The organism is Paenibacillus sp. sptzw28 (assembly GCF_019550795.1).
Taxonomy (GTDB): Bacteria; Bacillota; Bacilli; order Paenibacillales; family Paenibacillaceae; genus Paenibacillus_Z.
This window is the reverse complement of the sequence record NZ_CP080545.1, coordinates 283,960-305,124: the sequence shown is the minus strand read 5'-3', so window position 1 is coordinate 305,124 and position 21,165 is coordinate 283,960. Positions and strand designations below refer to the sequence as shown.

Annotated in this window: 21 protein-coding genes and 1 tRNA gene; 3 read left to right on the top strand and 19 right to left on the bottom strand. The window is 51.5% G+C overall.

The annotated features are described in order from the left end of the window. Nucleotides 1-180 precede the first annotated feature (180 nt). From KZ483_RS01420 to KZ483_RS01370, 11 genes are all read right to left on the bottom strand, one after another. Nucleotides 181-1,728, bottom strand: coding sequence for a M23 family metallopeptidase (locus tag KZ483_RS01420; protein ID WP_220351020.1), 1,548 nt, complete (start codon nt 1,726-1,728; stop codon nt 181-183). Between the two features lie 134 nt (nt 1,729-1,862). Then, the gene (locus tag KZ483_RS01415; RefSeq protein ID WP_220351019.1) at nt 1,863-2,744 is read right to left on the bottom strand and encodes a dermokine domain-containing protein; all 882 of its coding nucleotides are present in this window, start codon (nt 2,742-2,744) and stop codon (nt 1,863-1,865) included. Nucleotides 2,745-3,003: 259 nt separating this feature from the next. Beyond that, nucleotides 3,004-4,713, bottom strand: coding sequence for a glycoside hydrolase family 2 protein (locus KZ483_RS01410; RefSeq protein WP_220351018.1), 1,710 nt, complete (start codon nt 4,711-4,713; stop codon nt 3,004-3,006). A gap of 227 nt (nt 4,714-4,940) precedes the next feature. Then, nucleotides 4,941-6,227 (bottom strand): adenylosuccinate synthase, encoded by a 1,287-nt coding sequence (locus KZ483_RS01405; protein ID WP_220351017.1) that lies wholly within the window; start codon nt 6,225-6,227, stop codon nt 4,941-4,943. Nucleotides 6,228-6,396: 169 nt separating this feature from the next. Continuing rightward, nucleotides 6,397-7,758, bottom strand: coding sequence for a replicative DNA helicase (dnaB, locus tag KZ483_RS01400; protein WP_220351016.1), 1,362 nt, complete (start codon nt 7,756-7,758; stop codon nt 6,397-6,399). A 28-nt stretch (nt 7,759-7,786) separates the two neighbouring features. Further along, nucleotides 7,787-8,230, bottom strand: a complete 444-nt coding sequence (rplI, locus tag KZ483_RS01395) for a 50S ribosomal protein L9 (RefSeq protein WP_220351015.1) — start codon at nt 8,228-8,230, stop codon at nt 7,787-7,789. Further along, nucleotides 8,227-10,188 carry a DHH family phosphoesterase gene (locus tag KZ483_RS01390; protein WP_220351014.1) on the bottom strand — a complete coding sequence of 654 codons (1,962 nt, stop codon included), beginning with the start codon at nt 10,186-10,188 and terminating at the stop codon, nt 8,227-8,229. Before KZ483_RS01390 ends, rplI begins: the two co-directional genes overlap by 4 nt. A gap of 19 nt (nt 10,189-10,207) precedes the next feature. Continuing rightward, nucleotides 10,208-11,110 (bottom strand): DUF2232 domain-containing protein, encoded by a 903-nt coding sequence (locus KZ483_RS01385; protein ID WP_220351013.1) that lies wholly within the window; start codon nt 11,108-11,110, stop codon nt 10,208-10,210. A gap of 107 nt (nt 11,111-11,217) precedes the next feature. Further along, a complete protein-coding gene (locus tag KZ483_RS01380) occupies nt 11,218-13,269 on the bottom strand; it encodes an amidohydrolase family protein (RefSeq protein WP_258881494.1) in 2,052 nt (683 codons plus the stop codon). A 115-nt stretch (nt 13,270-13,384) separates the two neighbouring features. Continuing rightward, a complete protein-coding gene (locus KZ483_RS01375; RefSeq protein ID WP_220351012.1) occupies nt 13,385-13,825 on the bottom strand; it encodes a CBS domain-containing protein in 441 nt (146 codons plus the stop codon). A gap of 74 nt (nt 13,826-13,899) precedes the next feature. Next, complete coding sequence (locus tag KZ483_RS01370) at nt 13,900-14,988, bottom strand: LCP family protein (RefSeq protein ID WP_220351011.1); 1,089 nt, start codon at nt 14,986-14,988, stop codon at nt 13,900-13,902. 214 nt (nt 14,989-15,202) lie between these two features. Between KZ483_RS01370 and KZ483_RS01365 the strand changes: the two genes are divergently transcribed. Beyond that, nucleotides 15,203-15,556, top strand: a complete 354-nt coding sequence (locus tag KZ483_RS01365; RefSeq protein ID WP_220351010.1) for a DUF4870 domain-containing protein — start codon at nt 15,203-15,205, stop codon at nt 15,554-15,556. A 104-nt stretch (nt 15,557-15,660) separates the two neighbouring features. Here the strand turns inward: KZ483_RS01365 and rpsR are convergent, their stop codons facing one another. Genes rpsR through rpsF form a run of 3 tightly spaced genes read right to left on the bottom strand, consistent with a single transcriptional unit; the run spans nt 15,661 to nt 16,808 of the window. Beyond that, nucleotides 15,661-15,939, bottom strand: a complete 279-nt coding sequence (gene rpsR, locus KZ483_RS01360) for a 30S ribosomal protein S18 (protein ID WP_220351009.1) — start codon at nt 15,937-15,939, stop codon at nt 15,661-15,663. Between the two features lie 19 nt (nt 15,940-15,958). Then, entirely contained in the window at nt 15,959-16,477 is a 519-nt protein-coding gene (ssb, locus tag KZ483_RS01355; protein WP_220351008.1) for a single-stranded DNA-binding protein, read from the bottom strand. A 46-nt stretch (nt 16,478-16,523) separates the two neighbouring features. Further along, a complete protein-coding gene (gene rpsF, locus KZ483_RS01350; RefSeq protein WP_220351007.1) occupies nt 16,524-16,808 on the bottom strand; it encodes a 30S ribosomal protein S6 in 285 nt (94 codons plus the stop codon). 230 nt (nt 16,809-17,038) lie between these two features. Between rpsF and KZ483_RS01345 the strand changes: the two genes are divergently transcribed. Continuing rightward, nucleotides 17,039-17,221 (top strand): YjzC family protein, encoded by a 183-nt coding sequence (locus KZ483_RS01345; protein WP_220351006.1) that lies wholly within the window; start codon nt 17,039-17,041, stop codon nt 17,219-17,221. Between the two features lie 428 nt (nt 17,222-17,649). Here KZ483_RS01345 and KZ483_RS01340 read toward each other — a convergent pair. From KZ483_RS01340 to KZ483_RS01330, 3 genes are all read right to left on the bottom strand, one after another. Beyond that, nucleotides 17,650-17,740, bottom strand: a tRNA-Ser gene (locus KZ483_RS01340). A gap of 60 nt (nt 17,741-17,800) precedes the next feature. Beyond that, nucleotides 17,801-18,028, bottom strand: a complete 228-nt coding sequence (locus tag KZ483_RS01335) for a DUF951 domain-containing protein (protein WP_220351005.1) — start codon at nt 18,026-18,028, stop codon at nt 17,801-17,803. A gap of 49 nt (nt 18,029-18,077) precedes the next feature. Beyond that, nucleotides 18,078-18,317: a putative Se/S carrier protein gene (locus tag KZ483_RS01330; RefSeq protein WP_220351004.1), complete on the bottom strand. Its 240-nt coding sequence runs from the start codon at nt 18,315-18,317 to the stop codon at nt 18,078-18,080. Between the two features lie 104 nt (nt 18,318-18,421). On the opposite strand from KZ483_RS01330, the gene yyaC reads away from it, so the two are divergent. Continuing rightward, entirely contained in the window at nt 18,422-19,012 is a 591-nt protein-coding gene (gene yyaC, locus KZ483_RS01325; RefSeq protein ID WP_220351003.1) for a spore protease YyaC, read from the top strand. Here yyaC and KZ483_RS01320 read toward each other — a convergent pair. Next, entirely contained in the window at nt 18,987-19,478 is a 492-nt protein-coding gene (locus KZ483_RS01320) for a DUF4446 family protein (RefSeq protein ID WP_220351002.1), read from the bottom strand. The two genes, yyaC and KZ483_RS01320, sit on opposite strands and share 26 nt — an antisense overlap. Before the next feature lie 29 nt (nt 19,479-19,507). Next, the gene (locus tag KZ483_RS01315) at nt 19,508-20,680 is read right to left on the bottom strand and encodes an aminotransferase class V-fold PLP-dependent enzyme (protein WP_220351001.1); all 1,173 of its coding nucleotides are present in this window, start codon (nt 20,678-20,680) and stop codon (nt 19,508-19,510) included. Between the last annotated feature and the right edge of the window lie 485 nt (nt 20,681-21,165).

The following is a 21,165-nucleotide window of genomic DNA, read 5'->3' as shown; positions in this document are numbered from 1 at the left end:
TGCTTTATATAACCGGCGGCTTACCGCCTCCGGCCCTAATGTTCACAGTGTCAAAGCTCCTTCTATTCTATCATAGGAGGGCCATTGTTCCCAATGAAAGTTCCCTCATATCCAAAGCCGATTATTTTTAAAAAAAGCACCGCCGCGGCAGGATTCGCCGGGCGGTGCTTGTAGAGCGGATTACAAATATTTATTTGGATTCTGCACTGCTCCGTTCTTGTGAACCTCGAAGTGCAGATGCGTACCGAAGGAATGTCCGGTATTACCCATGATTCCAATGATATCGCCTTTCTCAACCGTCTGGCCCTTCTTGGCGTTGATCTTGCTCAAGTGTCCATATACGGTTTCATATCCGTTATTATGGTTAATTATTATACAATTACCCATTCCGTTCTTTGTGCCTGCGAAAGTGACGACGCCATTATCGGCCGCCATAATATTCTTATTCCCGACAATGTCGATGCCCTTATGCATACGGCCCCAGCGCATACCGAAGCCGCTGGTTTCACGGGCGCCGGCAACAGGCCATGCGAAATGCCCGGTTCCTTCGCCAAGAATAACCTTAGTCCCTTTCATAACGATGGAGGGAATAGAGGGGAGAAGCACTTCTTCACTGACGAGCTCCTCGTTCATTAAGTACCCGTTCTGCTTCACAAGCTTATAGACGATGCGCTTCTTGCCGCTTTTGCCTTGGCGGATGACCTTGGACTCGCCCGCCCGCATGCTGCTGTTCTTCTGTATGACGGTTGACGGTTCCACCGTTAACGTTTCCGTTATATTCTCCACAGTCTCAACCGTAACTTGCGGTTTGAGAACAGTGAGATCGAGCACGTCGCCAACCTTTATCATATCGTCCTTGATCCACTTATTACGCTCATAAATGACCTGAGGCGAGATATCGAATTTGTTGGCGATGCAGCCAATGCAGTCGCCTTCCTGCACCGTATATTTGGTCGGCTTAACGGTGCCCTTGACGAGCATCAGATACAATTTGTCGGGATCGGAGATGTCGGCCGGCTGAACTTCCGCTTTGGTGGTAGCTACCTTCTCCACGAATTTCACGGATTTAACCGCCGTTGTCGACTGATCCGCCTTCGCGGCCTTGTCGTCACCGAAGGCGAGCGCGGTGACTTCAGTGGCTTTATTCTTGAGGTCAGGCTGCGGTGCGTATTTGTTCTGCACCCGCTTCAGTATAGAATCAGCGGTCGCTTGGTCCTTGACCACGCCGATCACCTTGCCGTTGACCTTCAGCTCGACTCCCGTCGCATGAGCTGTGAGCATGCCTTCCAGCTTTCGAAGGGTGGCCTCGCTATCGGGAACCACCTTGTAAGCGTTCTTATGCTCGTATGTAATGCTTCCGGTATCCAGAACCATATTCACTTTCGGATTTGCGGCCTGTATTTCCTTTTGTTTGCGGCTGACCAGCTGCTCTGCCTGATCCTGTGAGCTTAATGCGCCGACAAGCTTGCCGTCCATATATACTTGTACATAATCGACTGTGTGCGCCTTGACGTACTGGGTTCCGCCAAATCCGACGATTGCGAGCAGCGCGAGGGCTCCGCCTGCCAGCGTTATCGGCTTCTTGCGCAGCATTCTCTGCATTGCGCCGCCTGCCGGGTCGTGCATATTGGTCGTGCTGAGCTTCTGATTTGATCGGACGCGCCGAAAGGATTGCTGGAACGAGTTCCACATCTTTCGGATCCGATCCTTGTCCTTGAAAACGGTCATGATCGTCTCCTTTTCGTGTACTAGTTCAATAATTCGACCAAATTCGACAATAAATAGTCGAATTGGATTAGCTTCGATTATTACTTTAACACACGCCTCCCAGGAGGATCAATAAAACGGGCATTGACTCCAGATTAATATTTTTTCAGAATTTTCATCATACTGTCATATTCCGACCTGTCCAGATGCTGGGCGAACAGCTGCTGAACCTCGGTCATCTCTTCATTCGTTAGCCCATTTTCAAGTAAAACCGAAATGCGCTGCCAGGCATCCTGCGGCAGCTTTTTCATTATCAGATTAAACAGCTGCTCCTTATCCGCCTCGCTCATATTACTTTTGGCCTGGTTAAGCTGATCGGTGGACATGGCCATCCCGTCTTCAGACGCTTCGCCCGCTTGCGTGCCGCTTGAACCGTTGCCGGAAGTCGCGCCGCTGTTCCCTTTTGGCCCCGTGCCACCGCCAATATCGGTCAGCGGCCCGGAGTCGATGTCGCCGTAGGCGTCGACTGCCAGCGGCGCTTCCTTTCCGCTATCCGCTTTATCTTCGGCTGAACCTGAAGTGCCGCCGGTGGCGGGCGAACCGTCAGTACCGGATGTTCCGCTGCCGCTCCCGGCCGCGGTGCTTCCACCGGTAGAACCGGTATTTTCCGAGGAGCCGCTCTCTCTTCCGGTGACAATACTTCCATCCGCCGCACCGCTATTTTCCGAGGAGCTTCCCCCGGTTACGCTGCTTTCCCCCGCTTTCGATGAGCCGCTCCCGGATACGCCGCTTGAGTCTTCGGTTTTAGGCGAAGCCGCATTTTGCTTAGCGTCCTGCTTGAGCTCGGGATTCGCTCCCCACAGCCCGCCCCAAACGCCGCTCATGGCATACGGTTTAACATCGAGCGGGATTTTGTACTGCTTCAGCAATGTCTCTACATAACTATTGACCACATAACCGGTTGTCCATATAGACAGGAAACTTACGATCAGCCCTGCCGCTATTGTTTTCACCAGCCAGCCTGCGATTTTCCACATTCCAATCACCCTCCGCCGCAATCTGCCGTTCCCTCTTCGAATAAAAGGAACGGCTGATATCTTTCGAGACTGTTAAAAAACCCATACTTGTTAGTATGGGCAGCCTGCGGAGGAACCATTCATCTATACATACGAATATCGGTAAACTTTCAAGTTATCGAGGACAAGGCATAATTCTTACTGCTAGAACCGGCCGATTCCTGCAGATAGAGACAGCCGGTTCAAATAGTCTGCGTTGTTTACAGCGATGCATCGATCCCTAATCAGCCGAAAAATATTCCTTCACAACGTCGTAGGCGAGCTTCGGCCTGCGATACCGGTCGACGATCCCTTTGCTGTTCTGCGTTCCCGCCCGTGCGAGCAGCCAGCCCGTTCCTTCGGTTACGCGGCAATCGCAGAACTGCCAGATCAGCATGCCGGATATAAACGGCCTTGACGTATACGCGGCCAGATTCCGCCGGATAATCTCGGCATGGCGCTCCTCCGTACCGCGCACACGGGTAGGATCGCGGAAGCCGTAATGACCGTCTCCTCCGAATTCGCTCATGATCATCGGCTTACCGAGACCGCCGAGCCGGTCCGCCCACTGCCGGGCCTGCTCGCACAGCTCGCCGGGGTCCTCGTCCCCGTACCAGAGAGGATACAGATTGAATGAAACCACATCCGCCAAATCGAAGCAAAGCTCCCTGTCCCTGTGATGGCTGGCGAAGCTCAGCAGTCTGGAGCCGTCCATTCCGCGAATTTGCTCCAGCTGCTTCTTATACATTTCCCTGCCCTCTGGCGTATCACTGGCACACTCATTGAGAATGGCCCAAATAATGATGCTCGGATGGTTGAAATGCGCCTCCACCATCTCCCGGTTGCAGTCCTCGCACTGCTGTTCGAAATACGGATTCTTCATCTGCTCCAGGCTGAGCCCCCGCGCATGATTCTCCTCCCAGACATAGATTCCCCGTTCATCGCACAGGTCCAGAAATCGCTCGTCGTTAGGATAATGGCTTGTACGAACCGCATTCGCTCCCATATCGATCATCAGCTCTATATCCTGCACCATCAGAGGATAAGGGATTGCAGCTCCCGTCATCGGGTGGTCCTCGTGACGATTGAACCCTTTGAGCACGATGTCCTCCCCGTTGACCTGGATTTTACCATCCAGCGCTGTAACAGTCCGGAATCCGACCCGGTCTATTAAATCGTCGGATGCAGCGGTCTCATCTCCTTCAAAAAGCTGCACCTCAAGCAAATACAAATGAGGTGCTTCGGAGGACCATGCTTCCGCCTCCGGGAAGCTCACAATCGCTTCCAAAGAAGCCGTTTCCCCTGCTGGTACCAGCTTCTCCGCGAATGAGAAGGCCCAGGCCTCATCAACTGCCGCATGCTGTTCCCCAAGACGCCCCTTGAGCGAGATTCCAGCATCCAGATGTCCGATGTTTCGGACTTGGGCACGGATAAGAGCCTTCCATCCGTCACTTTCCTTGGAAGGCGTAAAGTGCAGGCTCTCAATGAATACGCTGTTTAATTTCTCCAGCACAACGGGACGGATAATTCCGCCATACGTGTAATAATCGTTCGGTACATGAAGCGATGAGAATTCACTGAACGAGTTGTCCACGACCACCCTTATTTCATGCTTGCCCGGAGCCGCACCACGAATTACCGCCGTGAATGGCGTATATGCATTATAATGATGTGCTACTTTCTCCCCGTCGAAGAAGACGTCGGCTGTGTGGCTGACACCTTTGAAGGTCAACCGCAGCGCCGTTTGCTCATCAATTTCGATAAAGGTGCGGTAGACGCCTTTTCCGCTGTAAGTGGAGAATTTGGGATGGTTTTCCCAGCAGCCCGGCACCGGAAGCCGGTAATGATATCTGGAGGGAAGTTCATCGTCCTGACCGATCGGCTCGAAATCCCAGTCTCCTTCCAGTTCCTGAACGCTGCGTATTTTATTCGTTTCAAACAATCGAATCATTGCGGTTCCTCCTAAGGTTTGCCCGAAAATTGTAAGCGCCGTCTAAATGGAATTTTGTCACCTTCAAGTTTATACTACCATTTCTGCCAGCCTGGACCAACCTGAAAAATTCGAACTGCGATCATGAGAAAATTGATTATTAACGCAAAAAAAGAGGACGGCTACCCATCTGCCATCCTCTTCAGATACGAAACTTCCTTTGCGGCCTACGAAACTTCCCTTGCGGCCTATAGGTAGATTTGCTGCACCTGATTCGTTTGCTCACGATTGCGTCCGACCGAGAAGATAGAGATCGGAATACCCGTCAGCTCAGAGACCCGCTCGACATAACGGCGCGTATTCTCCGGCAAATCCTCAAGCGTTTTCGCATTGGTAATATCCTCGCTCCAGCCCGGCAGCTCCTCGTATACAGCTTCGCATTCGGAAATGAGCTTGAGGCTAGCCGGGTACGTCTCAATGATCTTACCGTCCAGCTTGTAGCCGGTGCAAATTTTGACCGTTTCGAGCCCGGACAGAACGTCCAGCGAGTTCAGCGACAATCCCGTGATTCCGCTGACACGTCTTGCGTGACGCACGACAACGCTGTCGAACCAACCGACGCGGCGCGGACGGCCTGTAACCGTGCCGTATTCGTGCCCGCGTTCACGAATCCAATCGCCTGTTTCGTTGTTAAGCTCCGTTGGGAACGGACCGTCGCCAACGCGTGTCGTGTATGCTTTCGCCACCCCGATCACCTGTTGAATCTTCGAAGGTCCTACGCCCGAGCCGATGCAGACGCCGCCTGCAGTCGGGTTGGACGATGTTACGAACGGATAAGTACCCTGGTCGATATCGAGCATTACGCCCTGCGCCCCTTCGAACAGAATGCGCTTGCCGCTGTCAATCGCATCGTTGAGCACTACGGACGTATCGGTCACATATGGACGCAGTATTTCTGCATATCCCAGATACTCGCCTAGAATCTTATCGCAATCAAGCGGCTCTCCGCCATATACCTGCTCGATCACCTGGTTCTTCTCGGTAACCAGTCGGCGCAGTCTTGACTCGAATTCGCCGGCATCCATCAAGTCCGCAATCCGGATACCGTTGCGCGCTGCTTTATCCATGTAACAAGGGCCGATTCCTTTACGGGTCGTACCGATCTTGTTATCGCCCTTGCGGTCTTCCTCCAGAGCGTCGAGAACGAGATGATACGGCATAATGACATGCGCGCGGTCGCTGATTTTCAAGTTATCGGTTGAAAAATTATTCTCATGTATATAATTGATTTCGTCAATCAGTGCAGAAGGATTGATGACCATACCGTTTCCGATGACGCATATTTTATTTTCATTAAAAATGCCCGACGGAATCATCGTCAGCTTGTATTTCTTATTGCCTATGAGAATGGTATGGCCGGCGTTGTTTCCCCCTTGATAACGGGCAACTACATCCGCGCCTTCCGCCAAGAAGTCCGTAATTTTCCCTTTTCCTTCATCGCCCCATTGCGTTCCGACAACAACTACTGTTGACATGGTCATACCCCCATCCGATGTTAAGCGCACACCGAAAATTACCGCCAGTTTCAGGCAGCATAACTAGTGTAGCAGTCTGATCTTTCAAAGTCAATGAAAAACGAACAATTGCACGGCTGCCCATACAATTGTTCGGAATTAACTACTATAATTACAGTTTAAAATAAATTTACGACGCTTGTCCGGGCTCTTGATGCGAACGGTCCAATCCGACGAACTTATTGAAGTTCTTCAAGAACACAAGCTCGACCGTCCCGACCGGGCCATTCCGCTGTTTGGCGATAATGATTTCAATAATATTTTTCTTCTCGGTGTCTTGATTATAATAATCGTCACGGTACAGGAATGCGACGATATCCGCATCCTGCTCGATCGAGCCCGATTCCCTGAGATCGGACATCATCGGCCGTTTATCCTGACGCTGCTCGACGCCCCGGCTCAGCTGTGACAGCGCAATGACCGGCACTTCGAGTTCACGGGCTATTTGCTTCAGCGTACGTGATATTTCAGAGACCTCCTGCTGCCGGTTCTCGCCGGCTTTGCCCCGCCCTTGAATGAGCTGCAGGTAGTCGATAAGTATCATGCCAAGGCCGCGTTCCTTCTTCAGCCGCCGGCATTTCGCGCGAATATCCGCTACCGTAATTCCCGGCGTATCGTCGATATAGATTTGCGCTTCAGACAGCGAACCGATCGCCATCGTTAGTTTTTCCCAATCGTCGCCTTCCAAATACCCTGTCCGCATCCGGCCTGCATCGACATTCGACTCCGCGCATATCATCCGCTGCACGAGCTGCGCGGCTGACATCTCCAAGCTGAAGATCGCAACCGTCTCCCGCGATCTCACACCGACATTCTGCGCAATATTGAGCGCGAATGCCGTTTTCCCAACCGATGGCCGCGCAGCTACGATGATAAGGTCGTTGCGCTGAAAGCCCGAAGTCATCTTGTCAAGGTCGCTGAAGCCCGAGGGTATGCCGGTAGTGCCGCCCTTATTCGTGTATAGGTGCTCAACGCGCTCGAACACTTCCATCAGCACGTCGCGGATCGATATAAACCCGCTGCTTGCCCGGCGGTTCGATAATTCCAGGATGCGCTGCTCCGCTTCATTCAACATCAGACCGACATCGTCCGCAGCAGCATAGCCGCTCGATACGATATTGGTCGCTGTCCGGATCAGTCGGCGAACCATAGACTTCTCTTCCACGATTTGCGCGTAATAATCAACGTTTGCGGCAGTAGGAACCGCATTCGCAAGCTTCGCCAAATAGCTGACGCCGCCAGTTTCCTCGAGCTGCTGCCGATCCTGCAGATAGGCAGTAAGCGTTACGAGGTCGATCGGTTGATTTGCTTCGCCGAGTTCAACCATCGCTTCGAATATCAGCTGGTGCGCCGGGGTATAGAAATCATCGCTTCGCAGCCGCTCCATCGAGGTGATCAGCGCTTCCGCCTGCAGAAGTACGGCTCCGAGTACAGCCTGCTCGGCCTCGATATTTTGCGGGGGTACGCGGTCAAACATCAGCTCGTTGCTCATCGGCCCATAGAACTCCTTTTATTCGCGATTATTCCTCCGATGCCTGAACCTTCAGCTTCGCCTTAACTTCCGGATGAAGCTTCACTTGTACCTGCGTAACGCCAAGCGTGCGGATCGGATCTTCCAATTCAATCTTGCGTTTATCCACTTTTATACCCTGCGTCTCAAGTGCTTCGGCTATTTGTTTAGTCGTTATGGCTCCGAACAAACGGCCGCCTTCGCCCGCTTTCGTCTTCACTACGACGGTTAAGGCTTCCAGCCGGACCGCAAGCGCCTTGGCGTCTTCTTTCTCCTTGTCTTTACGCTTCTGTTCCGAAGCATTCTGCAATTCGAGCGTCTTAAGATTACCGTCGGATGCCAGCTTCGCAAGCCCTTTCGGTAGTAGAAAGTTCCGTACGTACCCCTCCGAGAGCTCCTTCACATCGCCCTTCTTGCCTTGACCCTTGACATCCTGCAGCAAGATCACTTTCATTCGAACAACCCCTCTTCCTTATCGATATCCTCAAGCACCTGCTTAAGCCGCTGCGCCACTTCCGCAACGGTCCCCTCCATCTGGGCGGCGGCATTCGTTAAATGGCCCCCGCCGCCGAGCCGTTCCATCACAACCTGCACATTCATATGGCCCAGAGAGCGGGCGCTTACGCCTATCAGGCCGTCCTGACGCTCCCCGATAACGAATGAAGCCAATATGTCGGTCATGTTGAGAAGCGTATCCGCCGACTGGGCAATCAGCAGCTGCGAATACTGCTTTCCCTGCTCCGTCATCGCGATTGCAATATGCTCATAAACGATTTCCGCATGCTTGATCATTTCCGCTTTTTTCACATACTCTGCAAGATCCTCTTTCAGCATACGCTGAATCAGCATCGAATCCGCGCCGTTGCGGCGAAGAAACGATGCCGCCTCGAATGTGCGGGATCCTGTGCGGAGCGAGAAGCTCTTCGTATCGACCGTAATGCCGGCAAGCAATGCCGTGGACTCCCGGACATCGAGCATAACCCGGTCATGAATATATTGCAGCAGCTCGGTGACGAGCTCGCACGCCGAAGACGCATATGGCTCCATATAGATGAGGATTGCGTTGTTGATAAATTCCTCCCCGCGGCGGTGATGGTCGACGACTACGATTTTATCTGTCAATGTCAGCAGCTTCGGCTCTTTCACCATTGAAGCCTTGTGCGTATCGACCACAACGAGCAGCGTGCCGGAATCGACGAGCCCAAGCGCTTGGTCAGGCGTTATAAACCGCTTGGCAATACGCTCTTCTTCCCTCAACATCTCCATCATTTTCTGAATGGCGGGATTGACGCCCTCCAGCACGATGAATGCTTCCTTGTTGAACATCTGCGCCGCTTTCAGCACCCCGACGGCGGCTCCGAGAGAATCCATGTCGGGCATCTTATGACCTACAATCATCACATTATCGCTCTCGCGAATGAGGTCGCGAAGCGCATGAGCGACGACCCGGGCGCGGACACGGGTCCGTTTCTCCACCGCGCTTGACTTGCCGCCGTAGAACGATTGCCGCTGGCCTACCTTAACCGCCGCCTGATCGCCGCCTCGCCCAAGAGCAAAGTCCAGACTCGATTGAGCCCAATGCCCGAGCTCCACGATGTTATCGGCACCCGCTGCAAATCCTATGCTGAGCGTCATCGGAATTTTACTTTCCGCCGTCATCTCCCGCACTTCATCCAGGATGACAAAACGGGATAATTCCAGCTGCTTCAACGTTTTCTGGTCGGTGATGACCAAATACCGGTCCGATGTAAGCCTTTTTAAATATACGTGGAACTTACTGGACCAGTCCGTAATTTCCGCAGTGACCTTGGAGAGCAGCAAACTCCTCTGCTGATCATCCATCCCTTGCGTAACTTCCTCGAGATTGTCCATCATGACGATACCGAGCGCTAGCTTCTCATCCTCATACCGCTTGGCCAGCTGCCAGCGCTGCGTAATATCGCGAATGTAGAGGAGCCTTTCATTGAACCGGAACATCAGCTCATAGACGGAGCCGCCGATCGCCGCCTCGACCGTTCCTTCCCGTTCCTTCGCCTGGGACAGTGTCGGGAACAAATCGTCAAGCGACTCTCCTACAACCGATTCCCGCTCCAGCATGTGGGTAACGAACGCATTATGCCATTCGACCGTCTTATCCTCGTTGTACAAAATAATACCGAACGGCAGCTCGCTGATGACTTCGTGGCCGGCCTTTTTCACCCGATAAGAGAGCGTCCCCAAATACACCTTCAAGTCCCGCCTGAACGCCCGCTCCGCCATGACGGAATAGACGCCGACCGCCACTGCCAGAAGCAGTCCAACCACTCCGAACAGCCATTGATACCATGCTAATGTGACGGTAAGCAGCAATATCAGCACAAAGGCCCATAAATGGTGCATACCATGCCACCGTTTTATCAGAAACTTCGGCATTTCTCATTCGCCCCTGTTGTCAAGGTTTCTTAAACGCTTTTCGAATCGGAAATCCGGCATCCAATACTCCAATCAAGCTGAGCGGCGGGAAAATCACGACGATCGCGGACAGCAGCAGCGGTACCGCTTTATGCCACCTGCGCTCGTGCGCAATAAAGAAAAACAACCCCATCGCCTGAATCGAAAAAGCAATTCGCATAAGCGGAACCAAATTGAGCAGCATCACCGTCATGAACGAATCGCCAGTGTCCGGTGTGGCCATATCGGCCAAGAGCGCGATCAAGTAATAGAAAACGAAAATTCGCGGCAGTTTCCAATCCTTTGCTTGTTGAAGCCCCGGCACGGATATGCCGGACGACCACAGAATCGGTCTTACAATAGCATGCGTGATGACTGCAAACAAGAACGATACGGTAATGATCGCCATTGGGATCGAATGAATTACCGTTTGAATGTAGGTATCGGTCAGCTCGGCCGTCCAGCCCGCCGGCATCAGTCCCTGCTTGCTCAGCTCATTCACCGTGTCCATGAATAATGTGCGTATTTCCCGCAGCAGCGAGAAATCGAGCAGCAGGTCAAACAAGATCAGCTCCAGCAGCAGCTCGGCAAGCAGCGTCACTACCGTAACCGTCAGTACCTTGCGAGCCGGCACTTGCTTCCTGTACAGATGGCCCATTATGATTGACGGGACGAGAAAGAATAGACCGACGATAAGTACGGCAGGTCCCATGACCGCGAAAGCGGCCGCGTATACAACAAGAATATGCAGAATAAAGGACCGCCTGGGTAGTGTTGTGTACAGGATTACTGTCGGGACCATTAATACTGCTGCAACCAAAGCATTTAATACTGGAACGGCGATCGATAATAGTAGGAGAAGCGCCGCCGCGCTCCATAGAATAGATTTTAAACCGGTCTTCAACCCGTTCACCTCTTGCTTCGATTACTTGTGGAAGCCTAAGCTTTACTCCCCATTATACCATAAAACCCCGGACAACACAGAATCCAGTTGTCCGGGGTCTCCGATTGCTATGATTCAACCGTCCATGTGTCGCCATCGTTCTCCGCATTGATTCCGATTGCCTGGAGAAACGAGAGCGGAACGAACGCCCGCTTGCCGATAGACAGCAGCTCGCTTGTTGCATGATCTGCCTTCGCCAAGTAACCGCGTGAAAGCATCAGTTCGCCTTCCGCCGGCGCTTTCATCGTCTCAGGGGCACCGGCATTCCCGCTTGCGCCGCCTTTCTCTACGGTGTACGTATGTGTCACCGCATCCCAAGTAACCGTGTATTCGTGCTCTCCAAGAGCAGCCAAATCAACATACGTCGCGTCATTATAGCTGATCAGCGGATATGTTCTCGCACCCCACTGCAGGGATCCGGCGGTTTCGCTTACCCGCTGGAAATGACTGCGGATTGGCTCGCCGACCCGGATTTTTTTGTTCAATGTGCCGTTGTCGAGCGCAACTTGTCCGGCAAGCGTTACATATTTGATGCCGGCCGACATCAAATCGGGACGCTCGACCGTTGACCGGTCGCTGATCGTGTTATAGTCGAATATGACGATATCCGCGTCCATCCCTTTGGCGATGCGCCCTTTATTCCGCAGCGCCGGCGCCTGCTTCTCGAGCCGCTGAGCCGGCAGCAGACTGAGCTTCGCTATGCCGTCCAACAGCGACATAATCTTCTGCTCTCGCACATAGAGCCCGATCGTCCGCGCGAATGTGCCGGATGCCCGCGGATGGTTGTTAAGGCCGGGCTCGAGAATCGCATCGCTGCCGATCATGACGTAAGGCGCCTTGAAGGCATCGACAACCGCTTCCTGCGGAATGGCGTAAGCGACCGCAAGCTTGCCCTGCTTCTGGTACATGCTGAACGTTTCTTCTGTCAGCCGCTCGGTGGTTCCTGCGATTTGCAAATCGTTGTGGGTGATCCGGAAACGTTCCTGCCAGCCGGTATCGAATCTCGCCGAATTCAAATACGTACCCCAATAATCGTAAGGGTAAGTACATGCGGTAATATCAAACCCTTTTTCTCTCGCTTTATCAATGATCGCAAGCGCCTGCGGCATCGTGAAGGTGCCGCCCGTACTGTTAATATGGTCAATATGAACCGCAGCGCCTGTTTTCTGCGCATAGTCCACCAATTCCTGCGTTCCTTCAAGCTCTGTTCCCGGTTCCTCCATATCGGAGTAACGTCCATGGAAGTAGACCGGCACATTGTACTCCTGTGCCAATTCCATTAGCGGGAGCACCTCATCGGCCGAAATGCCCGGCACATATTCGAGGGAGAAAGAAATACCAAGCGCACCGTCGTTAAGGGCCTGCTCCGCCTGCTTCTTGATCTGCTCCACCTGGCTTGGCTTCGCCTCCGCATAGCGGCTGAGCTTGAACTGATTTCGCGCCTGTGTATAAAAGAAGGAAGCGCCAAAGTTAACCGGCGTCCGATTGCGCTCATAATAGCTGTACCATTGTTTGGGCGTCGACGTTCCGCCGTGCATCGCAATATTCGTTGTCACGCCGTCCCCGATCTTTTGCCAGACACCCAGCGGATTGGGATCATAAGAAAGATTGTCGATAAACCCCGGTGCAACCACAAGTCCTTTGGCATCAATTACCCGCTTCCCTCGAAGCGGCTTAGACGTAACTACGCCGATCTTGTCGCCGCTAATTCCAATATTGAGCCCTTCATGATCGAGCTTCGTCTCCGGATTGATGACCCGTCCGCCCGAGATAACAATGTCGTAAGCTTTGGCCAAATCGGCATCCGTTACGCCAACCTCCAGTAATTCAGCCGGAGTAAGCCCGGTATTACCTCCGTCGTTACCGCCGCTTTCCTTGCCGCCATTATTCCCCCCGGAGCCGCCGGCGGAATTGGCAGTGTCCTCTCCGGCAGCTTGTCCGCTTTGGCCGGTGCCGTCTCCGTTACCCGCGACGCTGCCCGGTGTGCCGGGACTGCTCTCATTGGACTGAACAAAGGAATAAACCAAATACCCGGCTAATCCAACAACCAATATGACGGCGATTGCCATAAATGCGCGGATCGGACCGCCGCCTTTCCGATGCCTGTTACTTCTAGTCATCCCTGCGCCTCCTGAAGCTTTACATATTAAAGGCCGCCCCACAGGAGGACGGCACTTTTTTCCAACTGTTTCCTCTATCGTACTATGCCCCGGTCCGGAGCGCAAACCGCTTATCCTAACCTGCAGCCATTTCCTTCTCATTCAGCGGTTTCCCGCTCAGAATCAGCTTTTCGCAATAATCGATGATATCGCTTCTTCGAACGATACCGATAAAACGGTTCATGTCGTCCACAACGGGCACGAAGTTCTGTACTTTAGCCAATGATACGAGGTCTACCATGTTGGCATCGATTCTAACCGCGCGGTTCGTCAGCCGCATTTGGACATCCGCGAGCTTTACTTTGTTTGTTTGCTCAAATGAAATATTCGGGTTGTTTTTCATAAACCAGAGCAGATCGCCTTCCGTCAACGTCCCGGCATAGCCCCCATCATGATCGAGAATCGGAACCGCCGTGTACCTGTGATGCTCCATCCGCTCCAGCGTTTGCCGCAGCGTCGCATCCAGTGTCATGCAAACAACCTCTTGCTTCGGTAATAAGAAAAATGCGATATTCATTGGTTATTTCGCCCACTTTCATTCTTTCTTACGTCAATCGGACCGATCGCGCTGGGCACTGTACGCCGCGTTCGTCATTCCTTCACCGTTTCCGCATCAGATGCCGATAACGACTGCACCGGCTTGTTGTTTTTCGTTTGGTATTCATCCGGAAGCGGCAGCTGTTCTACCGTCTTGGCAGGGTCGAGCCAAGCATCGATCCATCCTTTAACGTTCGTCAAATCCTCTTCATCGGCAAAATAATACCAAGCCCCGTGATCCGCGAGACGGCGCCCTTCACCTTTAAGGGTATGGCTGTAGATCGTGCGTTTATCCGATTGCAGCATGCTTTTGGCCAGATCTATCATATGCTCCGGCGTCAAATCCGTGCTGAAGTTCCTGCCCATAATATCAACCAAGCCTGGAATTTTGCCCCATTGTCCGACTTGCGCGGCTTTATTCATCATTGCATTCAAGAAGATCTGATGCCGCCCGGTTCGGCTCATATCGCCTCCGGCATCTTCCCGGTACCGCACATAATTTAGTGCGTCATTGCCGTCGTAAACATCTTGACCTGCCTTGACGACAAACTTCTCATGGTCCGGATCGTCATTAACCAGATCCTCCGTAATAGGCAGTGAAATGCCGCCCATCGCGTCGATAACGTCACGAAACCCCTTGAAATTAATTGTAGCATAATGGTCAACCCTGACGCCAAAAAGCCGCTCGACTGTTTCAACCGACATTTTTGCCCCGCCGAAAGCGTAAGCGTGCGTAATCTTATCTTTCCATAAATTCCCTGAACTCGTTTGTTTGCCTACAATTTCCGTATAAGTATCTCGTGGTATCGAAATCATCAGAATGGCGCCGTCCTGGGGACGGACAACTGTGTAAATCATTGTGTCGGAGCGGCCGATTTCCTTATCGCGTTGATCGACGCCGAGGAGCAGCAGACCGAAAGGATCTTCCTTCTTATGCACAACCGGCTGAGGGTTCCGGCCTTCCAGAGGTTGGTAAGTTTGTTCGAGCCGCTTCTCCACATTATTGGAAAGAAATACATCGAAGCCCCAAACGGCTAGGGCATTACGATTTAGATATCCGGCGATTCCTGCAATAATAATGAAAGCGATAACACCTGTTAACCACTTGCGATTACGTAAAGGTTGACCGTTTGACAGTTTCATGGGTACAAGGCCTCTCCTATTCTCCCTTATCTATATACACCGTACTCTCTTATTCTAAACGAGTAAACGCCTGCGAAAGTTACAAATAATTTACGGTTCCATGAGAACAAAAACTGCCGCAGCTTCCATTGAAATTTAGCCCTTTTCCTGCATAGACCAGCTATAAGTAGAATACATAAATAATAGAATATAACGCGGAAGGGTGAGTTATGTTATGCAGTCGCCAGCCATGCTGCCGGATCCGTCTTCAACCGGTATAGATCCAAAGATAGTAGGTCTGCTTTGTTATTTGGGCAGCATCGTTACCGGGATTTTGTTTCTTATGATTGAAAAAAAGAGCCGGTTCGTTAAATTTCACGCCATGCAGTCTATCCTCGTCTCCGCAGCTTTGATTGTTATCAATCTTGTGCTGGGCTTTATCCCTCTTATTGGATGGATTGTCGGCATTCTTATCGCACCGGTATCATTCATATTATGGATTGTGCTCATGCTCACAGCTCTGCAGGGACGCTGGTTTAAATTGCCGATTATCGGCGATTATGCGCAGGATCAGGCCGGCCGGTTTTGAGGGTACGCAAGAAAAATAAGCGGCGAACCGCCCGGTTAAAAGCGCGGTTTCGCCGCTTGTGTCAAGAAAAAGACAGCCGGTTTTCCGGCTGTCTTCTTGAGCTACTATTCCGTTGTGTAAGGCAGAAGCGCCACTTGACGCGAACGTTTGATCGAAATCGTCAGCAGGCGTTGGTACTTCGCACTTGTTCCCGTTACACGGCGGGGTAGAATTTTACCGCGCTCGCTGATAAATTTACGAAGCAAGTCCGTATCTTTATAGTCAATGTGTGTAATTTTGTTAGCTGTGAAGTAGCAGACTTTACGGCGCTTGTTACGGCCTTTGCGGCCGCCGAATTTGCGTTCTGGACGCTCATCGCCGCCATCTCTTTGTTTGAAGCTCATTGTTCATCCGTCCTTTCTGTTAAAATGGCAAATCATCTTCCGATATATCGATCGGGCGTCCGTCATCTGAGAACGGATCACGATTGTCGTTCCTGGATGATCCTCCGGATCGGTTACCGCCACCCTGCGAACCGCCGCCGCTTCCGCCCTGGCCGCCTCCTTGGCCGCCATAGCTTCCACCGCCGCTTCCTTCCTCACGCGATCCACCGCTATCCCGGTTGCCGGACTCCAAGAAGCGAACATTGTCGGCAATGACTTCAGTCACATAGACACGTTTGCCCTCATTGTTCTCGTAATTTCTCACCTGAATGCGGCCTTCAACCGCTGTTAAGCGGCCTTTGCGCAAGTAGTTGGCGCACGTTTCAGCCAGTTGACGCCACGTTACGATCGGGATAAAATCAGCTTCCCTCTCGCCTTGGCCGCTGGTAAACGGACGATCCACCGCAAGCGTAAATTGCGTTACCGCAACGCCTGCCGGGGTATAGCGCATTTCCGGGTCCTTTGTTAATCTGCCAATCAGAATAACGCGGTTCAACATCGTTTATCGCCTCCAATCGAAACATCCTTGCGTGACTAACGCAAAATTAAGCGACGTCTTTGACGATCAAGTAACGGATAATTTCATCCGTAATCTTCATGACGCGGTCAAGTTCAGCCACAACTTCAGAAGTTGCGTTGAAATGTACCAGAACATAAATACCGTCACGAATCTTATTGATCTCATACGCAAGGCGGCGTTTACCCATCACGTCATGCTTGGTGACTTCTCCGCCGTTTCCGATGATGCCTTGGAACTTGTCGGTGATTGCTTGAACCGTCTCTTGTTCCACATCCGGACGAATGATATACATCACTTCATATTTGCGCATTTGTTTCACCTCCTCTTGGACTAGCGGCCCCCTAAAGGGAGCAAGGAGCGAGATTTTCTCGCATACCATATTACTATACCAAATTTAATGGGCTCCTGACAAGTAACCTTTTTAATACTGATTCCTGCCTCATTATTCCGTTCATGTTCCACTGCCATCGGTCACACAATAACACTCAGGACTTCTCAAACATCAGTCCATAACATTAATGAAGGACGGTGCATCAGCAGATGGGCGAATGGACAGAATTCAGACCGGGAGACCGGGCACCCAACGACGGTAGCTATATCGAAGTCGGCGAAGCAGATTTCCACATGGGTATCAACAACCCGAAGAAAGTACATTTGAATAAAGGCGAGAAATTTCCGGACACCTCGAATAAGGACCGCAAATGGAAAAAGATGCAGCGTTAAAATAACGTATGCATAAGGAGCCGGCTGCCCGTGCATTCTAATTGTTGACGGTGCGAAGAGAGGTGTGGTTCCGTTGAACCCTTTGGAGCAACAACCGCAAGGTGATTTCGTTCACGCAGCATAGAAGCTTATGGATGTGCCAAAGACTTGTGTCTGTAACACATGTGCTCCGGAGTAAAATCCCGGTAAACCAGAGTTTCTAACAAACGCTTGTAGTGTCGATTGATTCCGAACGATCAACCACCGTCAAAAAAGGCTCGCAAGAGCCTTTTTTCATTTAAATGCACTCTCTTGTGATTATTGGCTTACCCTCTCAAGGCAGCCTGTATTCCACTGGCGGGAACGCTCAGCTGCGTGCCCTACTCCGGCGCTTATCGCTGACTAAAATAAAAAGACGGTTCGTAATGAACCGTCGTCTTTGGTATGTATGGCGGAGAGGGTGGGATTCGAACCCACGCACGCTTTGACACGCCTAGCTGATTTCGAGTCAGCCCCCTTGGGCCTCTTGGGTACCTCTCCATTTGCGCGTCAGCGAGAATTATCATATCACGCGGCTCGTCCGAATGCAAGCTTTTTTTGTCAGGAGCCGCTTTGTTCCGGCCGCTCCTCTTGCGCGGCAGCAGAACGCAGTACTTTCTTCATATTCTTCTCGAATTTGGCACGGGGAATAAGAACACTGTGCTTGCACCCGACACATTTAATCCTGATGTCCATCCCCATCCGAATAATTTCCATTTCATTCGTTCCGCACGGATGCTGCTTCTTCATTTGTACAACATCGCCCAGCTCAAACTGTTTTCGCTCCATGCATGCTCTCTCCCTCTTCAATCCCACCACGATTGTGCTCAACCTTCACTTACATGTGAATTTGATTATAACCGCCCTCGACCTGCCGAAACAATCCCCTTATTTCCACATGTTCATTTACGATGATCTGATGCACCTTCGTCAATTCATCTTCCGGAAAGTGAATCGAGAGTGCGCAGCCCGCAGTGATTTCCTTCGGAGTCGGGCATATGTCTATCTCTATATCGGCATACTCTAGCAGCATTTCCGCTCTCAGCGCCTGCTGTGTGGAATCAAATGCAATGAGCATCTTGCCCCTCCATTCGATGAATTTATCATATTCGTGCGGTTCGGCAAGTATAAAATGGTTGTCCCATCCATATACTAGTAAAACAGTAGGCGGGAGGGGATTCTATGAGATTAGCAGGAATGAAAGATACGCCGTTGAAAGTGCCTTATTCGGAACCGAATGTTACCGGTCTGCTCGTTAACCGCCTCACCTATTTGCTCGATAATCTTCCATCCGATCGCAGATTGGTCGTTGTCTGTGTCGGCACCGACCGCTCGACAGGCGATTCCTTAGGCCCATTGGTCGGTACCTCTCTGAGTAAGTACCGCAGCCCTCACTTCGAGTTATATGGAACACTTGAGGAACCTGTGCACGCGATGAATCTCGATGATACGCTTCAGGCCATCAATCGATTTGTCCGCAAACCGTTTGTGATTGGAATCGATGCATGTTTGGGGCAATCGGCCAGCGTTGGATGTATCCAGGTTGGTACAGGGCCTGTCCGCCCAGGAGCCGGTGTTAATAAAGAGCTTCCTCCTGTTGGCGACATCCATATTACGGGTATCGTCAACGTAGGCGGTTTTATGGAGTACTTTGTACTGCAAAACACTCGTCTTCATTTGGTTATCCGTATGGCCGATATTATTTCACACAGCTTGTTCTCGGCAATCGCCAAGACTGTCCGTCCCGCTATTCCGGCCGCAACGCCTGATTGATCGCTTGCTTTTCTTCTTGTGTGAGCGGATATGGGGATTCCCCTTGTTTCACCGGTTTGGCATAAATAAACGTTTGCTCGCGGCTGTGCAGGCCGCTTAACACCATTCCATCCTCTTGATCATTAACAATTGCAAGCGAAAAGCTGAGATCGTTTCCTCGTTCGCCAAATGCGTTGTAGCGATGAATGCTTACATTACCTTTTTTCATCTTAAGCATTTGCCCCATGGAATCTACGGATTGTTGGAGCCTGCTGATTTCCTGTTCCTGACTGGTAAGCCGTTCGTTTATCGAGATGACGACCTTCTCCATATCCTCCACACCTGATTGACCCATAAACTGTAAATAGCTGCGTCTTAATCGCTTTAGCTTGCCGCTTAGAATTATTGTGCGTATAAAGAGCAAAATAATTGCAACAACCAGCCCGGCCGTAAGCCAATCCGACGGCCTAAGTATGATTTCTCCCATGTTGTATTCCGCTCCCCTGCTGATACCCTTTACCTGTAATGTTGGCTGATTTCCTTGACAGCTTCAATCAACGCTTGAACCTCTTCTTTTGTTGTAAAACATCCAACGCTTGCGCGTACAGCTCCCGTTTCTAAAGTGCCCGCAGCCCCATGCGCCAAAGGTGAACAGTGAAATCCCGATCGAACCGCGATATGGTAATGCTGATCCAGAATAAATGCCGTTTCCGACGGATCGGCGCCATGGATTACAAAAGCCACAATTCCTGTCCTCGGCCTTCCTATTGCCGGCCCCAATACTCGAACTCCATCAATGGCAAGCAGGCCCTCCATCAATTGCTGTGACAGCTCCCACTCTTTATTATGGATCCTTTGGACAGTCTCATGCAGTACATATTGTACGCCTGCTTTAAGTCCGGCCAGGCCCGGGGTGTTTTGCGTTCCTGCCTCGTAACGGTCAGGCCGCACACTAGGTTGCTCGGCCGATTCCGATTGACTGCCCGTTCCGCCGTGAATCAACGGCTCCAGCTCGGTTTGAGGGTGTATGTACAACCCGCCCGTCCCCTGCGGCCCCAGCAGCCCTTTGTGGCCTGGAAACGCCATCAGATCGATACCCAACGCTTCCACATCTATCTCGGCTAACCCTGCCGTCTGTGCCGCATCTATGAGCAGCTTGACCCCGCGTCGACGGGTGATTTCTCCAATGTCTGCAACAGGCATGATCGAGCCCATCAGATTGGAACTGTGATTAACAATTACAAGCTTCGTCTTCGATGTTATTGCGCTCTCCACTTGCTTCGCGTCAACTTCGCCGCGTTCATTTGCTTCGACATATGTGACGGAAATACCAGCCGTTCTTTTCAAATACTCGAGCGGTCTGCGCACCGAGTTATGTTCAATTGCCGTTGCGACAACATGGTCGCCCGGTTGAACTATCCCCTTTATCGCCATATTAAGCGCCATCGTCGTATTGCTGGTGAACGCAATATCGTTCGGATTGGCGATACGGAAGAGCTTGGCCACCGTTTTGCGTGTATCGAATAGAATCCGGCTGGCACGAACCGCCATCTGATGGCTCCCTCTGCCCGGATTCGCTGCATCCTCTTCCATCGTTTTCACTACAGCCTCAATTACCTCTCGCGGCTTTGGCCAAGACGTTGCCGCATGGTCCAAATAAATAAGTGATTCACGCTCAGTCGTTTGCACTGGCCGCCCTCCATTTCAGCTGATTGCGTATTTTCAGTCTGAATTCCACCGTTCAATTTCATTCATAAATCAATTGTTGTATTTATTGTAATAACGAAAGAAATAGTCAGAGCCATACGAAAGTAACTGGATTCCATGGCCCGTCGCTTGCTTTGTGATGGCTATACTATATACATGCTTCACGGGCAGAGCATCACCGGGGCATCACAGTTTAAGCTGTGGTCTCTTCAGCGCAACCCTCTTCAGACGGCTTCACCGTTCGCCTTACGTAGGCAGCGCTGCGAGTGTCGTCCCGAGGCTCTTCCTCTATTCGCGAAACCGGCCGGGTTCTCCCTCTTAATAATAGAGCTGGAAAGGAGTCATTTCACTTTATCTCTATTAGAGATGACCGTTTCGTTTCTCTCAATAATAGCATACTTCAGCGGCATAATTAAATCTCACGCTTGCCGCTCAAGTATGCTATAAGTTTAGTTCTTATATCCTTC